This window comes from Pseudomonas morbosilactucae, from assembly GCF_023241715.1.
Classification (GTDB): domain Bacteria; phylum Pseudomonadota; class Gammaproteobacteria; order Pseudomonadales; family Pseudomonadaceae; genus Aquipseudomonas; species Aquipseudomonas morbosilactucae.
The window spans coordinates 11736-35248 of the sequence record NZ_JALQCW010000077.1 but is presented as its reverse complement, the minus strand read 5'-3'; the positions used below and the strand labels follow the sequence as shown (position 1 = coordinate 35248).

The 23513-nt window shown below is 62.6% G+C and carries 19 protein-coding genes and 1 pseudogene; 11 read left to right on the top strand and 9 right to left on the bottom strand.

All coding sequences use genetic code 11. The features are described 5' to 3' along the window. Positions 1-78: 78 nt before the first annotated feature. From betI to yccS, 9 genes and pseudogenes are all read left to right on the top strand, one after another. The gene (gene betI, locus M1B34_RS26115; protein ID WP_268266637.1) at positions 79-672 is read left to right on the top strand and encodes a transcriptional regulator BetI; all 594 of its coding nucleotides are present in this window, start codon (positions 79-81) and stop codon (positions 670-672) included. A gap of 108 nt (positions 673-780) precedes the next feature. Continuing rightward, positions 781-2253 carry a betaine-aldehyde dehydrogenase gene (gene betB / locus M1B34_RS26110; protein ID WP_123327562.1) on the top strand — a complete coding sequence of 491 codons (1473 nt, stop codon included), beginning with the start codon at positions 781-783 and terminating at the stop codon, positions 2251-2253. Between the two features lie 149 nt (positions 2254-2402). After that, positions 2403-4099: pseudogene (gene betA, locus M1B34_RS26105) on the top strand (choline dehydrogenase). A 183-nt stretch (positions 4100-4282) separates the two neighbouring features. After that, entirely contained in the window at positions 4283-5725 is a 1443-nt protein-coding gene (locus tag M1B34_RS26100) for a TldD/PmbA family protein (RefSeq protein ID WP_268266636.1), read from the top strand. Continuing rightward, entirely contained in the window at positions 5725-7062 is a 1338-nt protein-coding gene (locus M1B34_RS26095; RefSeq protein ID WP_268266635.1) for a TldD/PmbA family protein, read from the top strand. Before M1B34_RS26100 ends, M1B34_RS26095 begins: the two co-directional genes overlap by 1 nt. 67 nt (positions 7063-7129) lie before the next feature. Then, positions 7130-8557, top strand: coding sequence for a multidrug transporter subunit MdtD (gene mdtD, locus M1B34_RS26090; RefSeq protein ID WP_268266634.1), 1428 nt, complete (start codon positions 7130-7132; stop codon positions 8555-8557). A gap of 231 nt (positions 8558-8788) precedes the next feature. After that, positions 8789-10126, top strand: coding sequence for an ATP-dependent RNA helicase DbpA (dbpA, locus tag M1B34_RS26085; RefSeq protein WP_259740332.1), 1338 nt, complete (start codon positions 8789-8791; stop codon positions 10124-10126). Between the two features lie 91 nt (positions 10127-10217). Continuing rightward, positions 10218-11396: a BaiN/RdsA family NAD(P)/FAD-dependent oxidoreductase gene (locus M1B34_RS26080; RefSeq protein WP_123327568.1), complete on the top strand. Its 1179-nt coding sequence runs from the start codon at positions 10218-10220 to the stop codon at positions 11394-11396. 112 nt (positions 11397-11508) lie between these two features. Beyond that, the gene (gene yccS / locus M1B34_RS26075) at positions 11509-13683 is read left to right on the top strand and encodes a YccS family putative transporter (protein WP_268266633.1); all 2175 of its coding nucleotides are present in this window, start codon (positions 11509-11511) and stop codon (positions 13681-13683) included. A gap of 77 nt (positions 13684-13760) precedes the next feature. Here yccS and M1B34_RS26070 read toward each other — a convergent pair whose 3' ends face one another. After that, a complete protein-coding gene (locus M1B34_RS26070; protein WP_268263476.1) occupies positions 13761-14498 on the bottom strand; it encodes a substrate-binding periplasmic protein in 738 nt (245 codons plus the stop codon). 265 nt (positions 14499-14763) lie between these two features. On the opposite strand from M1B34_RS26070, the gene M1B34_RS26065 reads away from it, so the two are divergent. Then, positions 14764-15216: a GNAT family N-acetyltransferase gene (locus tag M1B34_RS26065; protein ID WP_268266632.1), complete on the top strand. Its 453-nt coding sequence runs from the start codon at positions 14764-14766 to the stop codon at positions 15214-15216. Positions 15217-15240: 24 nt separating this feature from the next. On the opposite strand, the gene M1B34_RS26060 is transcribed toward M1B34_RS26065, so the two are convergent. Genes M1B34_RS26060 through M1B34_RS26050 form a run of 3 tightly spaced genes read right to left on the bottom strand, consistent with a single transcriptional unit; the run spans position 15241 to position 18208 of the window. Continuing rightward, on the bottom strand, positions 15241-15537 hold the full coding sequence (locus M1B34_RS26060) for a winged helix-turn-helix domain-containing protein (protein ID WP_123327572.1): 297 nt from the start codon (positions 15535-15537) through the stop codon (positions 15241-15243). 3 nt (positions 15538-15540) lie between these two features. Next, positions 15541-16041 (bottom strand): M48 metallopeptidase family protein, encoded by a 501-nt coding sequence (locus tag M1B34_RS26055; protein WP_268263477.1) that lies wholly within the window; start codon positions 16039-16041, stop codon positions 15541-15543. Between the two features lie 43 nt (positions 16042-16084). After that, positions 16085-18208 (bottom strand): putative bifunctional diguanylate cyclase/phosphodiesterase, encoded by a 2124-nt coding sequence (locus M1B34_RS26050; RefSeq protein ID WP_268266631.1) that lies wholly within the window; start codon positions 18206-18208, stop codon positions 16085-16087. Positions 18209-18514: 306 nt separating this feature from the next. Here M1B34_RS26050 and M1B34_RS26045 point away from each other — a divergent pair, with 306 nt between their 5' ends. Continuing rightward, positions 18515-19186 carry a polysaccharide lyase family 7 protein gene (locus tag M1B34_RS26045; protein WP_123327575.1) on the top strand — a complete coding sequence of 224 codons (672 nt, stop codon included), beginning with the start codon at positions 18515-18517 and terminating at the stop codon, positions 19184-19186. A 108-nt stretch (positions 19187-19294) separates the two neighbouring features. On the opposite strand, the gene fba is transcribed toward M1B34_RS26045, so the two are convergent. The 5 genes from fba to epd form a co-directional block, all read right to left on the bottom strand. Continuing rightward, positions 19295-20359: a class II fructose-bisphosphate aldolase gene (gene fba / locus M1B34_RS26040; protein ID WP_003229012.1), complete on the bottom strand. Its 1065-nt coding sequence runs from the start codon at positions 20357-20359 to the stop codon at positions 19295-19297. Positions 20360-20569: 210 nt separating this feature from the next. Further along, positions 20570-20899, bottom strand: a complete 330-nt coding sequence (locus tag M1B34_RS26035; protein ID WP_268263479.1) for an MliC family protein — start codon at positions 20897-20899, stop codon at positions 20570-20572. A 60-nt stretch (positions 20900-20959) separates the two neighbouring features. After that, a complete protein-coding gene (locus M1B34_RS26030) occupies positions 20960-21184 on the bottom strand; it encodes a hypothetical protein (RefSeq protein ID WP_268266630.1) in 225 nt (74 codons plus the stop codon). A 32-nt stretch (positions 21185-21216) separates the two neighbouring features. Then, positions 21217-22380 (bottom strand): phosphoglycerate kinase, encoded by a 1164-nt coding sequence (locus M1B34_RS26025; protein WP_268266629.1) that lies wholly within the window; start codon positions 22378-22380, stop codon positions 21217-21219. A gap of 17 nt (positions 22381-22397) precedes the next feature. Beyond that, positions 22398-23462 carry an erythrose-4-phosphate dehydrogenase gene (gene epd / locus M1B34_RS26020; RefSeq protein ID WP_123327579.1) on the bottom strand — a complete coding sequence of 355 codons (1065 nt, stop codon included), beginning with the start codon at positions 23460-23462 and terminating at the stop codon, positions 22398-22400. Between the last annotated feature and the right edge of the window lie 51 nt (positions 23463-23513).

The following is a 23513-nucleotide window of genomic DNA, read 5'->3' as shown; positions in this document are numbered from 1 at the left end:
TCAATCAAAACAAAATAGACTGGCCCAGTTGCCGACAGCTGTATTACGTCTGCCGGCGGGCCTAAGGAGAGGTGCAAGATGCCCAAGGTCGGTATGCAACCCATACGCCGCCAGCAATTGATCGAAGCCACGCTACAGGCGGTTGATCAGGTCGGAATGGGGGACGCCAGCATTGCGCTGATCGCCCGTTTGGCCGGTGTCTCGAACGGCATCATCAGTCATTACTTTCAGGACAAGAACGGCCTGATCGCCGCCACGATGCGGTACCTGATGAATGTCCTGATAGAGAACGTCACCGCGCGTCGACTGGCGCTGACAGATGACAGCCCTCGGGCTCATCTGCAGGTGATTATCGAAGGCAACTTCGACGCCAGCCAGGTCAATGGCCCGGCAATGAAAACCTGGCTGGCCTTCTGGGCCACCAGCATGCACCACCCGTCTTTGCACCGGTTGCAGCGGATCAACGATCACCGCCTGTATTCCAACCTGTGCTGCCAGTTCCGCCGCGTTCTGCCTCTGAATGATGCACGCAACGCAGCCCGGGGCCTGGCCGCCCTGATCGACGGATTGTGGTTGCGTGGCGCGCTGTCGGGAGACGCTTTCGACACGGAGCAGGCGCAGCGAATCGCTTACGAATACATGGATTTCCAATTGGCCAAGCAGGTGAGTTAGAGCCCACATAAACGCTCAACCCCTGAACTGCTGCTGATCGGTGTTGCCAGAACCTTAAGGCTCACCCCAGCGGTCAACGCCAACCACTTATGCACTTGCGAGGACTTTATGGCCCGTTTCGAACTGCAAAAACTCTACATTGACGGCGGCTACAGCGACGCTGGCAGCGATGCCACCTTCGACGCCATCAACCCGGCTAACGGTGAAGTTCTCGCCAAAGTGCAACGTGCCACCCAAGCCGACGTTGAACGCGCCGTGGTCAGCGCCGAAAAAGGCCAGAAAATCTGGGCCGCCATGACCGCCATGGAGCGTTCGCGCATCCTGCGTCGCGCCGTCGAAATCCTGCGTGAGCGCAACGACGAACTGGCCGCTCTGGAAACCCTGGACACCGGCAAGGCGTTCTCCGAAACCAAGTATGTCGACATCGTCACCGGCGCCGACGTGCTGGAATATTACGCAGGCCTGGTGCCCGCCATCGAAGGCGAGCAGATCCCCCTGCGCACCACTTCTTTCGTCTACACCCGTCGCGAGCCTCTGGGCGTCGTGGCCGGTATCGGCGCCTGGAACTATCCGATCCAGATCGCCCTGTGGAAATCCGCGCCAGCCCTGGCTGCCGGTAACGCGATGATCTTCAAGCCCAGCGAAGTCACCTCGCTGACCACCCTGAAACTGGCCGAGATCTACACCGAAGCCGGCGTTCCGGATGGCGTGTTCAACGTTCTCACCGGCAGCGGCCGTGAAGTCGGCACCTGGCTGACCGAGCACCCGCGCATCGAAAAAATCTCCTTCACCGGCGGCACCGACACCGGCAAGAAGGTCATGGCCAGCGCTTCTAGCTCCTCGCTGAAAGACGTGACCATGGAACTGGGCGGCAAGTCCCCGCTGATCATTTTCGACGACGCCGACCTGGATCGCGCCGCCGACACCGCCATGATGGCCAACTTCTACAGCTCGGGTCAGGTCTGCACCAACGGCACTCGTGTGTTCGTACCGAGCCACCTGAAAGCCGCGTTCGAAGCCAAGATCGTTGAACGTGTAGCGCGCATCCGCATCGGCAACCCGGAAGACGAAAACACCAACTTCGGTCCGCTGGTGAGCTTCGCCCACATGGAAAGCGTGCTGGGCTACATCGCCAAGGGCAAGGAAGAAGGCGCCCGCGTACTGTGCGGCGGCGAACGCCTGACCGAAGGCGAATTCGCCAAAGGCGCCTTTGTTGCACCGACCGTATTCACCGACTGCACCGACGAGATGACCATCGTCCGCGAAGAAATCTTCGGCCCGGTGATGGCGATCCTGACTTACGAAACCGAAGAAGAAGTCATCCGTCGTGCCAACGACACCGACTTCGGCCTCGCTGCCGGCCTGGTCACCAAAGACCTGAACCGTGCCCACCGCGTGATTCATCAACTCGAAGCCGGTATCTGCTGGATCAACGCCTGGGGCGAATCCGACGCCAAGATGCCAGTCGGCGGCTACAAGCAGTCGGGCGTGGGCCGTGAAAACGGGATCAGCTCGCTGAACAATTTCACCCGCATCAAGTCGGTACAGGTCGAGCTGGGCGATTACGTCTCGGTGTTCTGAGCAGCCGCAAGCAACTAGCGACAAGCTGCAAGCAAAGGCCAAGGCATTTGCTTGCAGCGACCACCCGACTCTCAGAGAGCCTAATCGCTCACTGTTTTTCTCTTGCAGCTTGAAGCGTAAAGCTTGTCGCTGCATCCGGAGGATGCTTCATGGAATACGACTACATCATTGTGGGTGCCGGCTCTGCCGGTAACACCCTGGCGACCCGTCTGACTGAAGACGCCGGCGTCACTGTCCTGCTGCTGGAAGCCGGCGGCCCGGACTACCGTTTCGACTTCCGCACCCAGATGCCGGCGGCCCTGGCGTTCCCGCTGCAAGGCCGTCGCTACAACTGGGCCTACGAAACCGATCCAGAGCCGCACATGGACGGTCGTCGCATGGAATGCGGTCGCGGCAAAGGCCTGGGCGGCTCGTCGCTGATCAACGGCATGTGCTACATCCGCGGCAACGCCATGGACTACGACAACTGGGCCAAGCTGCCAGGTCTTGAAGACTGGGACTACCTCAACTGCCTGCCGTACTTCAGAAAAGCGGAAACCCGTGACATCGGTCCCAACGACTACCACGGTGGCGAAGGCCCGGTCAGTGTGACCACGCCCAAAGCTGGCAACAACCCGCTGTTCCACGCCATGGTCGAAGCCGGCGTGCAGGCCGGTTACCCGCGCACCGAAGACTTGAACGGCTACCAGCAGGAAGGCTTCGGTCCGATGGACCGCACCGTCACCCCTAAAGGTCGTCGCGCCAGCACCGCCCGCGGTTACCTCGACGTGGCCAAGCAGCGTTCGACCCTGACCATCGTCACCCACGCCCTGACCGACAAGGTCCTGTTTGAAGGCAAGCGTGCCGTAGGCGTGCGTTACCTGGTCGCGCCGCCGAAGAACGCGTGGAAGCCCGCGCGCGCAAGGAAGTGCTGGTGTGCAGCGGTGCAATCGCCTCGCCACAACTGCTGCAACGCTCCGGCGTCGGCCCGGCCAAGCTCCTGGAAAGCCTGGACATCCCGGTGGTCCACGACCTGCCGGGCGTGGGTGAAAACCTGCAGGACCACCTGGAGCTGTACCTGCAATACGCCTGCACCCAGCCAGTCTCGCTGTACCCATCGCTGCTGTGGTGGAACCAGCCGGCCATCGGTGCCGAGTGGCTGTTCAACGGTACCGGTATCGGCGCCAGCAACCAGTTCGAAGCCGGTGGTTTCATCCGTACCCGCGAAGAGTTCGAATGGCCGAACATCCAGTACCACTTCCTGCCGGTGGCGATTAACTACAACGGCAGCAACGGGGTAAAAGAGCACGGCTTCCAGGCGCACATGGGCTCCATGCGTTCGCCGAGCCGTGGCCGCGTGCAGCTCAAGTCCAAGGACCCGCGCCAGCACCCAAGCATCCTCTTCAACTACATGGCCACCGAGCAGGACTGGCAGGAATTCCGCGACGGCATCCGCCTGACCCGGGAAATCATGCAACAGCCAGCGCTGGACCCATACCGTGGCCGCGAAATCAGCCCGGGCATCGAAGTGCAGACCGACGAGCAACTGGATACTTTCATCCGCGAGCACGCCGAAACCGCGTTCCACCCGTCCTGCTCGTGCAAGATGGGCACCGACGAGATGGCCGTGGTCGATGGCGAAGGTCGCGTGCATGGCATGCAAGGTCTGCGCGTCGTGGATGCCTCGATCATGCCGATCATCACCACCGGCAACCTCAACGCACCGACGATCATGATCGCCGAGAAAATCGCCGACAAGATCCGTGGTCGCCAGCCGCTGCCACGCAGCACTGCCGACTACTACGTGGCCGGTGAAGCACCGGTACGTGGCAAGCCGCTGCGTGAAGTGAGCCCGACCGCGCAGTAAGCAACATCGGCGTCGACCGCAAGGGTCGGCGCCGTTTCACCTCGTTGCCCCCGCCTCATTCCCCCGCTTGATCCTGCGCCCTTCAGCGGCCTAATCTAGTCGCCTTCCCCAAAGCTCCTGTAGGAGCCGGCATGCCGGCGATCAAAGCCAGGCAGCCCCCGCGTGTCACAAGGAGGTCCCCGCATGTTCGACTTTCACCCCCAGCTCAAGCAGCGCTTCGCTGCCTTGCGCACGGGCGCCGAATTCTTTTCCCTGCGTTACGTGCGCGAGTCGGGCCAGTACCTCTCGGTGCGCAAGAACGTCGCGGAACCGCCCAGCCTGAGACGCGACGAAGGCGCCATGCTCACCGTGCGTGTGAAGGGTGTCGAAGCCTATGCGGCCACCAACGACCTGTCCCAGACCGGGCTCCAGGCCGCCCTGGAGCGCGCCGAACAGCAAGCCCGGCTAATCGCCGACCACGCCCTGTTGGACCTGCGCCAGCAAGCGGTTTCCAGTGATCGGGCTGATTATTTTTCGCCGAACCTAGAGCAGCCCTTCCCGTCTCTCAGCGAGTGCTACCAACTGCTGGGGGAAGAATCGGCCTCGGTGCCCCGGGACGACCGCCTGGTGAACTGGCAAGTGAGTATTGGCATCACCCACGTCGAGCAGATTTACCTCAACAGCGCCGGTGCAGAACTGCGCCAGGCCCAGCGCTTTGTCTACCCTGGCCTGGACGTGACGGCCTACGACGGCAATGACAGCCAGACCCGCAGCCTCGGCCGCGAGAACTTCGGCCAACAGGGCGGCGCCGACGTGATCAGCCGTTGCGGCCTGCAAGGCGCCGCGCCCCACGTGGCCGACCAGGCCCTGCAATTGCTGCTGGCGCCCAACACGCCCCAGGGCCCACGGGACCTGCTGCTGATGCCTGACCAGATGATGCTGCAGATCCACGAGTCCATCGGCCATCCTCTGGAGCTGGACCGGATCCTCGGCGACGAGCGCAATTACGCCGGCACCAGTTTCGTCAAGACCAGCGACTTCGGCCACTTGCAATACGGCTCCCGCCTGCTCAACGTGACGTTCGACCCGGACATCCCCGAACAGCTCGCCAGCTACGGCCATGACGACGACGGCAGCGCCGCCAGCAAACAATTCCTGATCCGCGAAGGCCTGCTGGTCCGCCCCCTCGGCGGCGCCCTCTCGCAATACCGGGCCGGCCTCGACGGCGTGGCCAACAGCCGCGCCTGCAGCTGGAACCGCCCACCCATCGACCGCATGGCCAACCTCAATATCGAGCCAGGGGACCAGCCCCTGGAGCAACTGATCGGCAACATCGAGCACGGCATCCTGATGTCCACCAACCGTTCCTGGTCCATCGACGACGCACGCAACAAATTCCAGTTCGGCTGCGAATGGGGCCAACTGATCGAAAACGGTGAACTCAAGGGCGTGGTGAAGAACCCCAACTACCGGGGCATCTCCGCGCGTTTCTGGGGCAACCTCAGCGCCGTGGGCGATGCCGGCACCTTCAAGGTCCTGGGCACGCCGAATTGCGGCAAGGGCGAACCGAACCAGGTGATCCGCGTCGGCCATGCCTCACCAGCCTGCGTGTTCAGCAAGATTGATGTATTCGGAGGAGACGCCTGATGAGCCCGTCCAAGAATCAGGCTACGCATTTCAAGGCCTTGGTCGCCTGGCTGCAGGATGCCTTGCGCGAGCCGGAACAGTTCACCCTGAGCTACGCCGCCGAAGCCTCGGAATTCATCCGTTTCAACCACGCCCAGGTGCGTCAGGCCGGCCAGGTGCAACAGGCCAGCCTGGGCTTCAAGCTGATCGACAACGGCCGCCACGCCGACCTGGACATCACCTTGGCCGGCGATCTCGAGGTCGATCAGCAGCGCCTCGCCGAAGGCCTGCAACAACTGCGGGACACCTTGCCCCTGCTGCCCAAGGACCCGTACCTGTTGCTCAATCACAACGCCTGGCAGACCCGCGATGTGCAGGAACACCCGCTGCCGGGCAGCGAACAGGTGGTGGCCGAAATCGGCCGTGCCGCCGCTGGGCTGGACCTGGTGGGCTTCTACGCCGCCGGCCCCATCAGCCGCGGTTTCGCCAGTTCTTCGGGGGCCTTCGGCTGGCACCAGGCCAACAGCTTCAACTTCGACTTCAGCCTGTTCCACGCGAACGGCGAAGCGGTGAAAGCCAGCTACGCCGGGCATGCCTGGAACAGCGAGGACTTTGCCCGGCGCTTCGAGCAGGCGCGCCAGCAACTGGAGTTCCTTGGCCGGCCGCTGCGCACCCTGGCCCCGGGGCAGTACCGGGCCTACCTGGCGCCGGCGGCCCTGGAAGAAATCATGGGCATGCTCAGCTGGGGCGGCTTCTCGGCCCAGGCCATTGCCAGCAAACACAGCCCGCTGCAGAAGCTCTATGCCGGCGACGCTCGCCTCAGCCCCTTGGTCTCCCTCGGTGAGCAGGTCAGCGGCTCGTTGAGCCCGGCGTTCTCCGACGAAGGTTATCCGCGCAGTGACCTGGCGCTGATCGCCCAAGGTGCCGCCGGGGATCAACTGATCAACTCCCGCAGCGCCGCCGAGTACGGCCTGACCACCAACGGCGCCGACGCCGGCGAGTCTCCCAGCGCACTGAACATGGCGCCCGGGCAGTTACCGCAGGAAGAGGTTTTGCGGCAACTGGGCACCGGCCTGTACATCAGCAACCTGTGGTACCTGAACTATTCGGACCAGCCAGCGGCGCGCCTGACCGGCATGACCCGCTTCGCCACCTTCTGGGTGGAAGACGGGCAGATCCAGGCACCGGTGAGCACCATGCGCTTCGATGACAGCGTCTACAGTTTGCTCGGCACCCAGCTTGAGGCCCTGACCCGCGAGCGCGATCTGATTCTGTCTGCCAGCACCTACAGCCAGCGGCAGACCGGCTCCATGGAACTGCCGGGCGCCCTGGTCAGCCGCCTGACCTTGACCTTATGAAATCAGCTGCAAGCAGCGAGCTTGCGGCTTGACGCTGCCTAACCGGTTACTGCCCTGAAGAGGTCCCATGCCCAACCGCCCGGTTCTTGACGCCACCACCACCCGCTGGCTGCCGTGGGTGGTGGCAATCGCCTTTTTCATGCAGTCCCTGGACGGCACCATCCTCAACACCGCGCTGCCAGCCATGGCCCGGGACCTGGCGGAAAACCCGCTGCGCATGCAGGGCGTGATCATTGCCTACATGCTCACCGTGGCCCTGCTGATTCCAGCCTCGGGCTGGATCGCTGATCGCTTCGGCACCAAGCGCATCTTCTTTGGCGCGATCTTGCTGTTCAGCATCGGTTCGCTGCTCTGCGCCCTGTCCAACTCCCTGAGCCTGTTGATTGGCGCCCGGGTGATTCAGGGCCTGGGCGGTGCGCTGATGCTGCCGGTGGGGCGATTGGTGGTGCTGCGTGCCTACCCGCGCTCCGAGCTGGTACGGATCATGGGCTTCATTACCATCCCCGGCTTGCTCGGGCCGCTGCTGGGCCCGACCCTGGGCGGCTGGATGGTGGAGTACCTGAGCTGGCACTGGATCTTCCTGATCAACCTGCCGGTGGGCGCTATTGGTTGCTACGCGGTGTGGCGCTTCATTCCAGACCTGCGCGGCAGTGAACGCACGCGTTTCGACGGCCCGGGCTTCTTGCTGTTCGGCGCGGCGATGGTGCTCATCACCATCGCCATGGAGGGCCTGGGTGAACTGCACCTGCCCCATCTGCGGGTGATGTTGCTGCTGTTCGGCGGCCTGGCGTGCCTGGCGGCGTACTGGCTGCGGGCGGTGCACATCGACAACCCGTTGTTCGCCCCGTCGCTGTTCAAGGTACGGACCTTTGCCGTGGGCATTCTCGGCAACCTGTTCGCTCGCTTGGGCAGCGGTGCCCTGCCGTTCCTGGTGCCGCTGCTGCTGCAAGTGGCGCTGGGCTATTCGCCGTCCCAGGCAGGCATGAGCATGCTGCCCCTGGCGGCGGCGGCAATGCTGGCCAAGTCGGTGGCGCGGCCACTGATCGAGCGCCTGGGTTATCGCGTGGTGCTGACCGGCAACACCCTGGCCCTGGGTTTGATGCTGGCCTGCATGGGCCTGGTGAGTGAACAGACACCCTACCCGTTGCTGCTGGCCATGCTCGGACTACTGGGGGCGATCAACTCGCTGCAGTTCACGGCCATGAACACCGTGACCCTGATCGACCTCGACGACGCCTCCGCCAGCAGCGGCAACAGCCTGCTCTCGGTGGTCGCGCAACTGTCCCTGAGCCTGGGGGTGGCGTGTGCCGGTGCGCTGCTCGGCGGCTTTACCGCCAAGGTCGGCAACGACGGCGTGGAGACCGTGCTGGGGGCCTTTCAACTGACCTTCCTCACCGTGGGGATCATGGCCATGCTGGCGGCGGGGATCTTCCTCCAGCTCTCCCCCACCGACGGTCGCCGAGCCCGCAAAGTCGAAGAACACATCGAACACTAGCCACACTGTAGGAGCCGGCTTGGGAGCTTGAGGCTTGCAGCGCTGTTGAAACCGCCATCGCTGGCAAGCCAGCTCCTACGTGCGACATAGGCGTGGTGTCGGGTGGCTGCTCGTCCAGAATTTGCAGGTTGAGGGAGCGGGACTGATACACTGCGCGACATTTTGTTTTGCAGGCCCAGTCCCGTGACCACCATTGCCACCGCTTTTAATACTTTGCCCCTGTCAGCCGCCATGCTGGCTAACCTCGAATCACTCGGTTATGCCCAGATGACGCCGATCCAGGCGCAAAGCTTGCCGGTGATTCTCAAGGGCATGGACCTGATCGCCCAGGCCAAGACCGGCAGTGGCAAAACCGCCGCCTTCGGCATCGGCCTGCTGAACCCGATCAACCCGCGCTACTTCGGCTGCCAGGCTCTGGTGATCTGCCCAACCCGCGAGCTGGCCGATCAGGTGGCCAAGGAAATCCGTCGCCTGGCCCGGTCTGAAGACAACATCAAGGTCCTGACCCTGTGCGGCGGCGTGTCCTTCGGCCCGCAGATCGCTTCCCTGGAGCACGGCGCGCACATCATCGTCGGCACCCCGGGGCGTATCCAGCAACACCTGCGCAAGGGTTCGCTGGTGCTTGATGGCCTGAACACGCTGATCCTCGACGAAGCCGACCGCATGCTCGACATGGGTTTCTACGACGCTATCGAAGACATCATCGAGCAGACCCCATCGCGCCGGCAGACCCTGCTGTTCTCCGCCACATACCCAGTGGGCATCAAGCAATTGGCGTCGAAATTCATGCGTGATCCGCAGACGGTAAAAGCCGAAGCGTTCCACGACGACACGCAGATCGAACAGCGTTTCTACGAGATTTCCCCGGAAGAACGCATGAGCGCAGTGACCAAAGTCCTGCACCACTTCCGCCCGGCTTCCTGCGTCGCTTTCTGCTTCACCAAGCAGCAAGTACAGGAAACCGTCGATCACCTGACCTCCAAAGGCATTTCCGCCGTCGGCCTGCACGGCGATCTGGAACAGCGTGACCGCGACCAAGTGCTGGCGATGTTCGCCAACCGCAGTACTTCGGTACTGGTCGCCACAGACGTGGCCGCCCGTGGCCTGGACATCGATGCGCTGGACATGGTGATCAACGTCGAGCTGGCCCGCGATTCGGAAATCCACATTCACCGCGTTGGCCGTACCGGTCGCGCTGGCGAGAAAGGTATCGCGGTCAGCCTCGTCGCACCGTCCGAAGCCCATCGCGCGCAAGCCATCGAACAGCTGCAGAAAGCCCCGCTGAACTGGGATCAGGTCGACAACCTCAAGTCCCAGGGCGGCGCCCCGCTGCAGCCACCGATGAGCACGCTGTGCATCGCTGGCGGGCGCAAGGACAAAGTGCGTCCGGGCGATATTCTCGGTGCACTGACTGGCGATGCAGGCATCCCGGGCGCCCAGGTCGGCAAGATTGCGATCTTCGACTTCCAGTCGTATGTGGCGGTTGAACGCACCGTGGTCATGCAGGCGCTGCAGCGTTTGAACAACGGCAAGATCAAGGGCCGTTCGCTGCGCGTGCGTGTTTTGTAACTGATCTTCCATCCAAAGGAGATCCCCTGTGGGAGCGAGCCGGCTCGCTCCCACAGTTTGTTTTGTCGCGCCCCACCAAGAGGACACCGTTTTGCGTTCTACCGAAGTCGTGATCATTGGCGCTGGCGCCGCAGGCTTGATGTGCGCGCTGACCGCGGCCGGCCGAGGACGCCAGGTGCTATTGCTGGACCACGCCAACAAGGCCGGCAAGAAGATCCTCATGTCCGGCGGCGGCCGCTGCAACTTCACCAACATGTACACCGAGCCGGCCAACTTCCTCTCGCACAACTCGCACTTCTGCAAGTCGGCGCTGGCCCGCTACACCCAGTGGGACTTCATCGGCCTGGTGGCCAAGCACGGCGTGCCTTACCACGAGAAGAAGCTCGGCCAACTGTTCTGCGATAACAAGTCCAGCGACATCCTCGGCATGCTGCTCGACGAGTGCGACCAGGTCGGCGTCGAGCTGCACCTGGACACCTCGATCCAGCAGATCGAGAAGCTGGAGTCTGGCTACCTGCTGCAAACCACCCTCGGCCAGGTGCAGTGCCAGTCCCTGGTGATCGCCACCGGCGGCCTGTCGATCCCGACCCTGGGCGCCACCGGCTTCGGTTATCAGGTGGCCAAGCAGTTCGGCCATGAGTTGCTGCCGACCCGTGCCGGCCTGGTGCCGTTCACCATCACCGACCAGCTCAAGGAATTGTGTGGCGAGCTGTCGGGCACCTCGGTGGACTGCCTGGTGAGCTGCAACGAGCAGAGTTTCCGCGAGAACATCCTGTTCACCCACCGTGGCCTCAGCGGCCCGGCGATCCTGCAGATTTCTTCCTACTGGCAGCCGGGCGACAGCATCGAGATCAACCTGCTGCCCGACCATGACGCCCACGGCTGGCTGCAACAGCAGCAGGCCGAACGGCCCAACAGCGAACTGAAAACCCTGCTTGGGGAAATCTTCACCAAGAAGATGGCCAACCTGCTGGCGGACAACTGGTTCGCCTCCAAGCCAATGAAGCAGTACACCCACGCCGAAATCGCCGAGATCGCCGACAAGCTGGGGCGCTGGACCTTGATCCCTGCGGGCACCGAGGGCTACCGCACCGCCGAAGTGACCCTGGGCGGGGTGGACACGCGGGAAGTTTCGTCCAAGACCATGGAATCCCTGAAAAGCCCGGGGCTGTATTTTGTCGGCGAAGTGCTGGACGTGACCGGGCACCTGGGCGGCTTCAATTTCCAATGGGCCTGGGCCTCGGGCTACGCCGCCGCGCAATACGTGTAAAAGGGTTCGATCAAGGAACAAATTTTGCTGGAGAAGGTGACGGCGCCATTGCATCGCCGTCATAACTCCCTCAATTTAGATCAATCGCTTAGCCGCAGGCCTCTTCCCTTCCATGGCATCGACCTCCTTTCATCAGTCTCTGCGCCGCCTCTGGGCGCTGGATAAATTCAGCTACAGCGTGCGGGTCTTCATCGCCCTGACGGGCAGCATGGCCCTGTGTTGGTACCAGGATGAAATGGCCCTGCTGATCCCGCTGTTCCTGGGGATTATCGCCAGCGCCCTGGCCGAGACCGACGACAGTTGGCAGGGCCGCCTCAATGCCCTGGCCGTGACCCTGGTGTGCTTCAGCGTCGCCGCCCTGTCCGTGGAACTGCTGTTCCCCTACCCGTGGATTTTCGTCATCGCCCTGGCCCTGGCCAGTTTCGGCCTGACCATGCTCGGTGCCCTGGGTGAACGCTACGGCGCCATCGCCTCGGCAACCCTGATCCTCTCGGTCTACACCATGATCGGTGTGGACCAGCGCGGCGGCGCGGTGATCGACTTCTGGCACGAGCCGGTGCTGCTGGTGGCCGGCGCCGCGTGGTATGGCCTGCTCTCCGTACTGTGGCAGGCACTGTTTTCCAATCAGCCGGTGCAGCAGAGCCTGGCCCGGCTGTTCCGTGAGCTGGGTTTCTACCTCAAGCTCAAGTCATCCCTGTTCGAACCGATCCGGCAGCTGGATGTGGAAGCCCGGCGCCTGGAGCTGGCCCAGCAAAACGGCAAGGTGGTGGCGGCCCTCAACGCCGCCAAGGAAATCATCCTGCACCGGGTGGGCAATGGCCGGCCGGGGTCGAAAGTCAGCCGCTACCTGAAGCTGTACTTCCTTGCCCAGGACATCCACGAGCGTGCCAGTTCATCCCACTACCCCTATAACGCCCTGACCGACGCGTTCTTCCACAGCGACGTGCTGTTCCGCTGCCAGCGCTTGTTGCGCCAGCAGGGCAAGGCCTGTCGCGCCCTGGCGGAATCCATCCAACTGCGCCAGCCGTTCGTCTATGACGCCAGCTTTGCCGAAGCCCTGGGTGACCTGCACGCGTCCCTGGAACACTTGCGGATCCAGAGCAACCCGGCCTGGCGCGGACTGCTGCGCTCCCTGCGTGCGCTGGCGGCCAACCTGGGTACGCTCGACCGCCTGCTCAGCGACGCCAGCAACCCCGATGCGCTGGCCGACGCCACCGACAGCAGCCTGCTGGACCGTTCGCCGCGCAACTTCAAGGATGTCTGGACCCGCCTGCGCACCCAGCTGACGCCGACCTCGCTGCTGTTCCGCCACGCCTTGCGCCTGCCGCTGGCGCTGACCATCGGCTATGGCATGGTGCACTTGATCCACCCGTCCCAGGGCTACTGGATCATCCTCACCACGCTGTTCGTCTGCCAGCCCAACTACGGCGCCACCCGGCGCAAGCTGGGCCAGCGGATCATCGGCACCGCCATCGGCCTGACCATCGCCTGGGCTCTGTTCGACCTGTTCCCCAGCCCGCTGGTGCAGTCGCTGTTCGCGATCGCCGCCGGCGTGGTGTTCTTTACCAACCGCACCACGCGCTACACCCTGGCCACCGCCGCGATCACCTTGATGGTGCTGTTCTGCTTCAACCAGGTAGGCGACGGTTACGGGCTGTTCCTGCCACGGCTGTTCGATACCTTGCTCGGTAGCCTGATCGCCGGCCTGGCGGTGTTCCTGTTCCTCCCGGACTGGCAGGGGCGGCGCCTGAACAAGGTGCTGGCCAATACCCTGAGTTGCAACAGCATCTACCTGCGGCAAATCATGCAGCAGTACGCCGCGGGCAAGAGCGACGACCTGGCTTACCGCCTGGCACGCCGCAACGCACACAACGCCGACGCGGCGCTGTCCACCACCCTGGCCAACATGCTCATGGAGCCGGGGCATTTCCGGAAGGAAGCCGACGTGGGTTTCCGCTTCTTGGTGCTGTCCCACACCCTGCTCAGCTACCTATCGGGATTGGGCGCGCACCGGGAAACCCAGTTGCCGGGGGAAGTCCGGGTGCACCTGATCAATGGCGCCGGGGTCAGCCTGGCGGCGAGCATCGACGAGATCGCCCAGGGCCTGGCCAACAAGACCCCGATCGCCATCCAGAGCGATGCCGAGGAGGCCTTGGCCAACGAGCTGGAGCAGATGCCGGATGAAATCGACGAAGGCCAGCGCCTGGTGCAGACCCAGCTAGCACTGATCTGCCGACAACTGGGCCCGTTGCGGACCCTGGCGGCGCATTTGATCAAGGCCGCTTGAGGGCCGCTACAAGCGGCAAGAGCTGCGCGAACGGCTCTGGCTTGCCGCTTGCCGCTCAAAGCCTGCCACTCCCCGCCTTACATCCCGTGCTGGCGCAGCAGGCGGTCGTAGCTGCCGTCGGCTTTCATGGCGGCGATCTCGCGGTCGAAGCCGGCGACGATCTGCGCATGCTTGGGATTCTTCAGGCTCACCAGGATATGCAGGCTGTTTTCGCTCAAGGGCTTGGGCAGGAACTCCACTGCATTGCGCACGCGCAATGACTCCCGGGCCAGGTAATAGCGGGCCACGTATTCATCTTCCACGGTCAACTTGACCCGGTCGGCCGCCAGCATGCGCACCGCCATGGCAAAGCTGTGCACCGGGACTTTCTGCAACTGCGGGTCGCCATCGAATTCGGGGGAATAGGCATAACCGCGCACCACCGCAATCGGGTATTCGTGCAATTGCTGCAGGTTGTTGTATTCAAGTGCCGTGTCCTTGCGCTTGATAAAACGCACGCGGTTAAGCAGGTACTCCGCGGAAAACTGCCCCAACTGGGTGCGCGCTTCGTTGTACCAGGCATTCACCAGTACGTCGTAGCGCCCCTCACCCACCCCCAACAGGGCTCGCGCCCACGGTACCTGTTCGAACTCGCTGGCATAGCCGGCCCGGGCCAGGGCCGTGCTGACGATGTCCGTGGCCAACCCGCCATTGACCAGGGTCGCATCGGTGAACGGTGGCCAGGCATCCGCCACCAGACGCAGTTTTTCTCCATGAGCTTGCGGGCCCAGCAACAGCAATCCGATCAAAGCCAAAGCTCGATACCGTCGCAGCATGCTTAAAGATCCTTAGCGGGCGCAGAGCCCGGCGCGTTCCAGCCCACACGACACGGGCCCATGGCCCAATCCAGCAACAGCCAGGCGTTAACCTTAGCTCACCAACACCACCTCACTGGGCCTGGATGCAGATTACACAAAGAACCCAAAGCCCAGCGAGGGAAAGTAATGGCATTTTGACCTAACTCACGGATTGCTCGGCTCCGGCAAGACATCCGCAGGTCAGACGCTTAGTATTCGTGCAGCTTTTTCAAGGGACATACACATGACAATCGAATGGGTCTGCAAACATCACACCGACTTGGGCAAAGAACAGCTCTACGCAGTGCTGCAGCTGCGTACGGAGGTCTTTGTGGTCGAACAGAAATGCCCCTACCAGGAAGTCGACGGCCAGGATCTGGAAGGCGACACCTGTCACCTGATGGCGTGGCAGGACGACCGGCTGCTGGCTTATCTGCGCCTGCTGGACCCGACCTCCCAAGGGGGCGACGTGGTCATCGGCCGCGTGGTGATCGCGGCCGAGGCGCGGGGCCAAGGCCTTGGGCATGAACTGATGGAGCAGGCCCTGAAGCAGGCGGAAAAGCATTGGCCGCAGACGCCGATCTACCTTTCGGCGCAGGCACATTTGCAAGGCTATTACGGGCGCTACGGTTTCACCGTGGCCAGCGAACCCTACCTCGAAGATGGCATTCCCCATATCGGCATGCGTCGGACCTGAGGCCCGGTTCCGGCCAGCGGCGAATCAGGGGTAGCCGAGCACACTCTTGATCTGCCGCAGATTGGGCTCGATCCAGCCTTTGTCGATCGCCCCCCAACTGTGGATACGGTAGCGCCCAGCATGATTGCGCCCGCCGTCCTGCTGCTCGAACTCGCAGAGGATGTCCAGATCGGCCAGGGCCGCGATGGTGTCCTGGGCCGTGCGCCGGGGCATGCCGGTGACTTCGGTCAAGGCCGGCACGTTGCTGGCCAGGCCGCTGTCGATCAAATAGGCCACGTACAAGCGGCGGTAAAAACTGCTCTTGGTCTTGCTGACATCCATCGCCTACTCCTTGCTTTGCAGGTCACGCCAGGTCAGATAAACCCGCAGGTCGAATTCCAGCTGGTGGTAGCCCGGCAGCATGTGCTCGCAGAGCTTGTAGAACGCTTTGTTGTGGTCGCTTTCCTTGAAGTGGGCCAATTCGTGCACCACGATCATGCGCAAGAATTCCGGCGCCGCCTCCTTGAACAACGACGCAATGCGGATCTCTTTCTTGGACTTGAGCTTGCCCCCCTGAACCCGCGACACCGTGGTGTGCAACCCCAAGGCGCGGTGGGTCAGGTCCAGGCGGTTGTCGAACAGCACCTTGTCGATGGGCGGCGCGTTGCGCAGGTATTCCTGCTTCAGCTCCAGGGCGTAGCCGTACAGCGCCTTGTCGCTCTGCACCGAATGCCGTTCGGGGTAACGCTGGTTCAGGTAATCGCCCAAGCGCCCCTGGGCAATCAGCTGTTGAACTTGCTCTTGCAAGGCGGCCGGGTAGGCCTGGAGGTATTTCAGCGCGGTCATGGGGGCGGTAACGCAATCACGAAAGTGCGCCAGTGTAGCGAATTCAAGCCTGCAGCGCGCTCCAGTCAAAGGGCTGGGCAAAGCCACTGGCATCGCTGGCGATCAGGGGGCGGGCCACCAGGAAGCCCTGTACATACTCACAACCGTGGGCCTGCAGCCATTGGTACTGCTCAATGGTTTCCACCCCCTCGGCAATCACCAGCAGGCCGAACTCTTTACTCAGTTCGATGACGCTGCGGGCCACCGCCGCGTCCCGTGGCGAATCCAGCAGACGGGCGATCAGGTGCCGGTCGAGCTTGAGAGTGTCGAGCTCCAAATCCCGCAGATGCGCCAGGGAACAGTTGCCCGAACCGAAGTCGTCCAGGGCCACCCGCACCCCCAGCTCACGCAGCAAGCGCAGTTGCTTGCGGGTGTCGTCGAGGTTTTGGGTCAAGGCCTCTTCGGTGACCTCGACTTCCAACTGCTGGGGCCGCAACCCGTGCTGCTCCAGGACCTGCCTCAATTCCGCGACCAGGTTCGGCATGGCGAACTGGGTGGCACTGAGGCTGACCCCAAGCACCAGATCGCTGCTGAACACCGACTCCCAGGCCTGGCGCTGGGCAGCGCCCTGCTGATAGATCCAGCTACCCAGGCGGCTGATCAGTCGCGCCTCTTCCAGCAACGGCAGGAACAGCCCCGGCGGCACATCGCCCACACTCGGGTGACGCCAGCGCAGCAACGCCTCGAAGCCCCGCAGACGACCGTCGGCAACGGCCACCTGGGGCTGGTAGACCAAGTTGAATTCCTTGCGCCTCACCGCGCTGCGCACACTCTCTTCAAGCATCAACCGCGAGCGCGCGCGGCCGTTCATTTCCTGGTCGTAATAGCGGTACTGCTGGCGACCGGCGCGCTTGGCTTCGTACATGGCGATATCCGCCGCGCGCATCAGGCCCTCAAGGTTGGAGCCGCAATCCGGGTAGATGGCGATGCCGATGCTCATGCCCATGGTCACTTCCAGGCCATCCAGCTGCTGGCAGATCGAGACCCGTTCGATCAGGCGTTCGGCCACCTTCGCCGCCTGCTCGGGGAACTCCAGCTCCAGCAAGGCGGTGAACTCATCCCCGCCCATACGCGCCAGAACATCGAATGAATGCAGGCAATCCTTCAACTGCTCCGAGACCCAGCGCAGCACCCGATCGCCAGCATCGTGCCCCAGGCAATCGTTGATCCGCTTGAAACCGTCGAGGTCGAGGTAGAGCAGCACCAGGGACTTTTCCGAACGCTCGCTGCGCAACAGGATGCTTTCCACCGTCTGGTAGAAGCCCCGGCGGTTGAGCAAGCCGGTCAAGGGATCGGTGACCGCCTGGTACTCCAACTGCTGGTGCAGGTGCCGCACCTCGGACATGTCCAGCAGGGTAACCACCATCGCCTGCTGCTCCTTGGGCAACGCGGCACAAGACAACGCCACCGCGACCTGCTGCCCCGGCGCGGTACGCAACAGGGCGTCGTGCAGGCGATAGGTCTCGCCCTTGCGGTAGCTGGCGTACAACTCGGAATCGGCCCAGTTCGGCAGGTGGGGCTTTTGCAGGAAATCCAGGAAGGGCGCGCCTTGCAGCTCCTTGGCCTGGGCATTGAGCAAGCGCGAGACCGCCGGATTGGCGAAGCGGATCAACCCTTCTTCGTCCACCACCAGGATGCCCTCGGCGGCGTTGTTCAGGACCGAAGCGTTGAACGCCCGGGCCGCTTCCAGGTCATGGCTCAGGCGCTGCAGGGCCCGGCGATTGCGCTGATGTTCCAGCAAGGCCTGGACCTTGGGCTTGAGGATCTGCGGGTCGAAAGGCTTGAACAGGTAATCCACGGCACCGCTGGCGTAGCCCTTGATCACGGCGTCCTGGGACTGTTCGTTGGCGGTGAGGAAAATGATCGGAGTCAGGCGCGTACGCTGGCTGCCACGCATCAGACGCGCGACTTCAAAGCCATCCATGCCGGGCATCTGCACATCCAGCAGGACCAGGTCGACTTCATGGCGCAGCAATAACTCCAGGGCCTCGATACCCGACACAGCCGTCATGACTTGCCAGTCCTGACGCTGCAACAGGGCACGCATGCTGATGAGGTTTTCCGGGTAATCGTCGACGATCAAAAGAACTGAGCTGCCGTCATTGGGAGTCGGTTGCACGCATTCCATGCTGCTTCTCTTGTCTGTATGAGGGCTCTTGTGGGGATAACCGCACGAAAACTGAGTCTTCACTCTAGACCCGGATCCAGAAAAGCAGAAGCTGTCATGAAGCCATCATTTAGCCAAAGTCCATGGCTCCCGACTAACGGTCAGTCCGCAAGCCCAACAAATACAGCGAAGGTGGCTTTTTGACATTTGCTTGACGTCAAGCGTCCGCCGTACGGCGCTCGCCAAGGCTTGCATCTACGTTATAAAGGCGCCTCCAAATGCTCAGACTAGAGCCTTCGCCGACCCGTAATTGTGGAAGCTGTAACTATGATCGACCTGGCAACCTGGAACCTCAGCGTTCCCGTCGGCTCCCCGCCGGCCACCATCGACACCCCAAAACTGGTCAGCGGTTTCAAAAACCAATATTTCCATTCCAACACCGGCACTCTGTTCTTTTGGTCACCGGTCACCGGCTCAAAAACCGAGAACGCCATCTATCCGCGCACCGAATTGCGGGAAACCTACTCCAACGGCACCCTGCGCAACTGGACCTACCCCGAAGCCGACAACCTGCTGTACGCCACCCTCGCGGTCAACAAGGTGCCGTCATCGGGCAAGATCGTCATCGGCCAGATTCATGCCTACAACAGCACCAAGCCGCTGGTGAAGGTGGAGTACCAGTACAAAACCAGCAAAGCCGCCGGCAACATCGTAGTAAAGGTGCGCCTGCGCCCGGACGATGCCGAGGGCCGGGTGATCACCATCGCCGAGAACGTGAAACTGGATCGGGATTTCTCCTACCTGATCCACCTGAGCCCCGGCGGCGCCTTGAGCGTCAGCGCCGCTGGCAATCAGTGGGACACCAAGATCAGCGCCACCTGGCGTAACAAGCCGCTGTATTTCAAGGCCGGCGTGTATGTCCAGGACAACGAGGGCAAGACCAGCGAAGGCGGCCAAGTGACCTTCAGCAAGCTGGACATCGACCACAACAAAACCTGACGTCTCTTGTAGGAGCCGGCTTGCCGGCAAATCGCCCTCCCCCGACACACAATCCACAGGCACAAAAAAGCCCGCATCGCTGCGGGCTTTTTCATTCAACGCTAGGGCTTAGTTGACCTTGGCGTTCAGCTCACCCTTGAGGTAACGCTGGAACATCGCTTCCAGGGAGATCGGTTTGATCTTCGAAGCGTTGCCTGCGGTACCGAAGGCTTCGTAACGGGCGATGCACACGTCACGCATGGCCGTCACGGTGGCACCGAAGAACTTGCGCGGGTCGAACTCGCTCGGATTGGTGGCCATCAGGCGGCGCATGGCACCGGTGGACGCCAGGCGCAGGTCGGTGTCGATGTTGACTTTACGCACGCCGTACTTGATGCCTTCAACGATTTCTTCAACCGGCACGCCGTAGGTTTCTTTGATGTCGCCGCCGTACTGGTTGATGATCGCCAGCCACTCTTGTGGAACCGACGAAGAGCCGTGCATCACCAGGTGAGTGTTAGGGATGCGCTTGTGGATTTCCTTGATGCGGTCGATGGCCAGCACGTCGCCGGTAGGCGGCTTAGTGAACTTGTAAGCACCGTGGCTGGTACCGATGGCGATAGCCAGGGCGTCGACCTGGGTCTTCTTGACGAAGTCCGCAGCTTCTTCCGGGTCGGTCAGCATCTGGCTGTGGTCGAGCACGCCTTCAGCGCCAATGCCGTCTTCTTCACCGGCCATGCCGGTTTCCAGGGAACCCAGGCAGCCCAGCTCGCCTTCAACCGACACGCCGCAGGCGTGAGCCATGGCTACGGTCTGTTGGGTGACGCGCACGTTGTATTCGTAATCGGTTGGGGTCTTGCCGTCTTCGCCCAGGGAGCCGTCCATCATGACCGAGGAGAAGCCCAGCTGGATCGAGCGCTGGCAAACGTCAGGGCTGGTGCCGTGGTCCTGGTGCATGCACACCGGGATATGCGGGAATTCTTCGATGGCGGCCAGGATCAGGTGACGCAGGAACGGGGCACCGGCGTATTTGCGAGCACCGGCGGAAGCCTGGACGATCACCGGGGAGTCAGTCTTGTCAGCCGCTTCCATGATGGCGCGCATCTGCTCAAGGTTGTTGACGTTGAAAGCTGGAACGCCGTAGCCGAATTCGGCTGCGTGGTCCAACATCTGGCGCATGCTGATGAGTGCCATTGTGTGTGTCTCTCCCGGTCGAGGGTCGTTAATCGTGCAAGCCTGCCGGAGCGGCGGCTGCTATTCAAGTGATTGCGGATCGGGGGTCAGCCCGCTCCGTTTGATTCGGTAAAGCTCATTCCATACAGCCTTGTAGCAGCCGACTTGCCGGCGAAAGGACCACTGGGCCTCTACAGGTCCATGAAGCCGCTTTCACTGGCCAACCAGTTCCTACGGGGCTTTGCAGCCGCGGCCGATCAAATCGTTGGTGGCGACCCAGTAAACCAGGCCTTCATCACCCTTTATGTGAAACGCCAGCATGTCATCGCTGTACAACGAACCCGATGCACCCGGCTCCAGCTTCAAGCGACGCACCTGATCGGCACCACCCAGACGCACCTCGACTTCTTCGCGACGGCTATCGGTGTAGCGCCACACCACTTGTGCCTGGCTATCGCACACCCAGGTGGTCCAAGGGTCGGTCGGTGACGACTGGAACAGGTTCAGGTTGGCGCAACCTGCAAGCAAACCCAGCATCGCCAGGGCGATCAAGCCTTTCATCGGTGTTCCTCGGTCGACGGCACGCGGCCGTCGACACTGCGCGTTATCGAATCTGACCCGTCAAGGGCAACCCTGTTCCCGAGCCTTTGACGGTGTCTCGTATTTGTCCAAGCCATCGGGGCCCAGACGCTTGTTGATCACCGGAGCGGTCTCGGCCTGCCAATCAGCCTGGTAGCAGCCCTCCTCCGGCGGCTTTGCCTCGGCGTCCGGGCCAACCTGCGGGTCACTGCTGCACCCCGTCAATAGCGCCGCAACGATCAGCAACGGCAATGTCGTCTTGACCATATGAACACTCCTTTGCCTGGCCAACGGGTCCGTCAGGCCTTGGCCCGCGCTTCCAGAACTTCAACCGCCGGCAGCACCTTGCCTTCGACGAATTCCAGGAACGCGCCACCACCGGTGGAAATGTAGGAGATCTGCTGGGCAACGCCATATTTGTCGATGGCTGCCAGGGTGTCGCCGCCGCCAGCGATGGAGAACGCCGCGCTGTCAGCAATAGCCTGGGCCAGGACCTTGGTGCCGTTGCCGAACTGGTCGAATTCAAACACGCCGACCGGGCCGTTCCAGAGAATGGTCTTGGAGGTCTTCAGCAGTTCAGCGAAGTGCGCGGCGGTCTGCGGGCCGATGTCCAGGATCATGTCGTCAGCCGCGACGTCAGCGATCAGCTTGACGGTGGCTTCGGCGCTTTCAGCGAATTCCTTGGCCACGACCACGTCCACCGGCAGCGGCACGCTGACCTTGGCAGCGATGGCGCGGGCGGTGTCCAGCAGGTCCGGCTCGTACAGCGACTTGCCCACCGGGTGGCCGGCAGCGGCCAGGAAGGTGTTGGCAATACCGCCGCCGACGATCAGTTGGTCGCAGATCTGGCTCAGGCTGTTGAGTACGTCGAGCTTGGTGGACACCTTGGAACCGGCGACGATTGCCGCCATTGGCTGGGCCGGAGCGCCGAGGGCCTTGCCCAGTGCGTCCAGTTCAGCAGCCAGCAATGGGCCGGCCGCCGCGACCTTGGCGAACTTGGCCACGCCGTGGGTCGAACCCTCGGCACGGTGGGCGGTACCGAAGGCGTCCATCACGAACACGTCGCACAGCGCAGCGTATTGCTGGGCCAGTTCGTCGGCGTTCTTTTTCTCGCCCTTGTTGAAGCGCACGTTTTCGAACAGCACGATGTCGCCGGCCTTGATGTCAACGCCGCCCAGGTAATCGGACACCAGCGGCACGTCGCGGCCCAGGGCCTTGCTCAGGTAAGCGGCGACAGGCGCCAGGCTGTTCTCGGCCGAGAACTCGCCTTCGGTCGGACGGCCAAGGTGCGAGCAGACCATCACGGCCGCACCTTTTTCCAGGGCCAGCTTGATGGTCGGCAGCGAAGCCAGGATTCGCGCATCGCTGGTGACAACACCGTCCTTGACTGGGACGTTGAGGTCTTCGCGGATCAGTACGCGCTTACCTTGCAGATCGAGGTCGGTCATCTTCAACACGGTCATGGGTCGCAATTCCTGGGTTACTGAATTTTAGAGACTGGGAGTGGAGCAGCGGCATGCAGATAGTGCTCTGCAACATCCAGCATTCGGTTGGCAAACCCCCATTCGTTGTCGAACCAGGCCAGGATGTTCACCAGCCGAGGGCCGGAAACACGGGTCTGACTGGCATCGACGATCGCCGAATGTGGGTCATGGTTGAAATCACAGCTGGCGTGGGGCAACTCGGTGTACGCCAACAAGCCCTTGAGCGGGCCGCTGGTGGCGGCCTCGCGCAGGATCCGGTTGACCTCGCCGGCGTCGGTATCGCTCACGGTCTGCATCGTGATGTCGAGGCACGACACGTTGACCGTCGGCACGCGCACAGCTTTGGCCTGAATTCGCCCGGCAAGTTCCGGCAACAGCCGCTCGATACCGCGCGCCAGACCGGTGGACACCGGAATCACCGACTGGAACGCCGAACGGGTGCGGCGCAGGTCTTCGTGGTGATAGGCGTCAATCACCGGCTGATCGTTCATGGCCGAGTGAATCGTCGTGATCGACACGTATTCCAGGCCAATGGCCTGGTCCAGCAGGCGCAACAACGGCACGCCGCAGTTGGTGGTGCAGGACGCGTTGGACACCAGCAGCTCGGCGCCGGTCAGGCAATCCTGGTTCACCCCGTAGACGATGGTGGCGTCGACATCCGCCTCGCTGGCCATCGGCTGGGAGAACAGCACGCGCGGCGCGCCGGCGTCGAGGAAACGCTGGCCGTCTTCGCGGGTGTTGTAGGCACCGGAGCATTCCAGCACCAGATCGACGCCCAGGGACGCCCAATCGATGCCTTCGGGGGTGGCACTGCGCAGGACCTTCACGCAGTTGCCATTGATATGCAGACAATCGCCATCGACCTTCACCTCACCGGGAAACCGCCCGTGAGTGGAGTCGAAGCGTGTCAGGTACTCGATGCTGGCCAGGTCAGCCAGATCGTTGATGGCGACAATCTCGAACCCGGCCGCAGCCCCCCGCTCGAACAGAGCACGCAAGACGCAACGACCAATCCGGCCGTAGCCGTTGAGTGCAACTTTGTAGGGACGCGGTTGAGGCATGGGGTTCTCGATCAGGCACAGGCAGACGAACTTGTTATATGCACCCCCAAT

Coding starts and splice junctions, on each gene's coding strand:
- betI (WP_268266637.1), top strand. CDS start 79: ATGCCCAAGGTCGGTATGCAACCCATACGCCGCCAGCAATTGATCGAA.
- betB (WP_123327562.1), top strand. CDS start 781: ATGGCCCGTTTCGAACTGCAAAAACTCTACATTGACGGCGGCTACAGC.
- M1B34_RS26100 (WP_268266636.1), top strand. CDS start 4,283: ATGTTCGACTTTCACCCCCAGCTCAAGCAGCGCTTCGCTGCCTTGCGC.
- M1B34_RS26095 (WP_268266635.1), top strand. CDS start 5,725: ATGAGCCCGTCCAAGAATCAGGCTACGCATTTCAAGGCCTTGGTCGCC.
- mdtD (WP_268266634.1), top strand. CDS start 7,130: ATGCCCAACCGCCCGGTTCTTGACGCCACCACCACCCGCTGGCTGCCG.
- dbpA (WP_259740332.1), top strand. CDS start 8,789: ATGCTGGCTAACCTCGAATCACTCGGTTATGCCCAGATGACGCCGATC.
- yccS (WP_268266633.1), top strand. CDS start 11,509: ATGGCATCGACCTCCTTTCATCAGTCTCTGCGCCGCCTCTGGGCGCTG.
- M1B34_RS26070 (WP_268263476.1), bottom strand. CDS start 14,498: ATGCTGCGACGGTATCGAGCTTTGGCTTTGATCGGATTGCTGTTGCTG.
- M1B34_RS26065 (WP_268266632.1), top strand. CDS start 14,764: ATGACAATCGAATGGGTCTGCAAACATCACACCGACTTGGGCAAAGAA.
- M1B34_RS26060 (WP_123327572.1), bottom strand. CDS start 15,537: ATGGATGTCAGCAAGACCAAGAGCAGTTTTTACCGCCGCTTGTACGTG.
- M1B34_RS26055 (WP_268263477.1), bottom strand. CDS start 16,041: ATGACCGCGCTGAAATACCTCCAGGCCTACCCGGCCGCCTTGCAAGAG.
- M1B34_RS26050 (WP_268266631.1), bottom strand. CDS start 18,208: ATGGAATGCGTGCAACCGACTCCCAATGACGGCAGCTCAGTTCTTTTG.
- M1B34_RS26045 (WP_123327575.1), top strand. CDS start 18,515: ATGATCGACCTGGCAACCTGGAACCTCAGCGTTCCCGTCGGCTCCCCG.
- fba (WP_003229012.1), bottom strand. CDS start 20,359: ATGGCACTCATCAGCATGCGCCAGATGTTGGACCACGCAGCCGAATTC.
- M1B34_RS26035 (WP_268263479.1), bottom strand. CDS start 20,899: ATGAAAGGCTTGATCGCCCTGGCGATGCTGGGTTTGCTTGCAGGTTGC.
- M1B34_RS26030 (WP_268266630.1), bottom strand. CDS start 21,184: ATGGTCAAGACGACATTGCCGTTGCTGATCGTTGCGGCGCTATTGACG.
- M1B34_RS26025 (WP_268266629.1), bottom strand. CDS start 22,380: ATGACCGTGTTGAAGATGACCGACCTCGATCTGCAAGGTAAGCGCGTA.
- epd (WP_123327579.1), bottom strand. CDS start 23,462: ATGCCTCAACCGCGTCCCTACAAAGTTGCACTCAACGGCTACGGCCGG.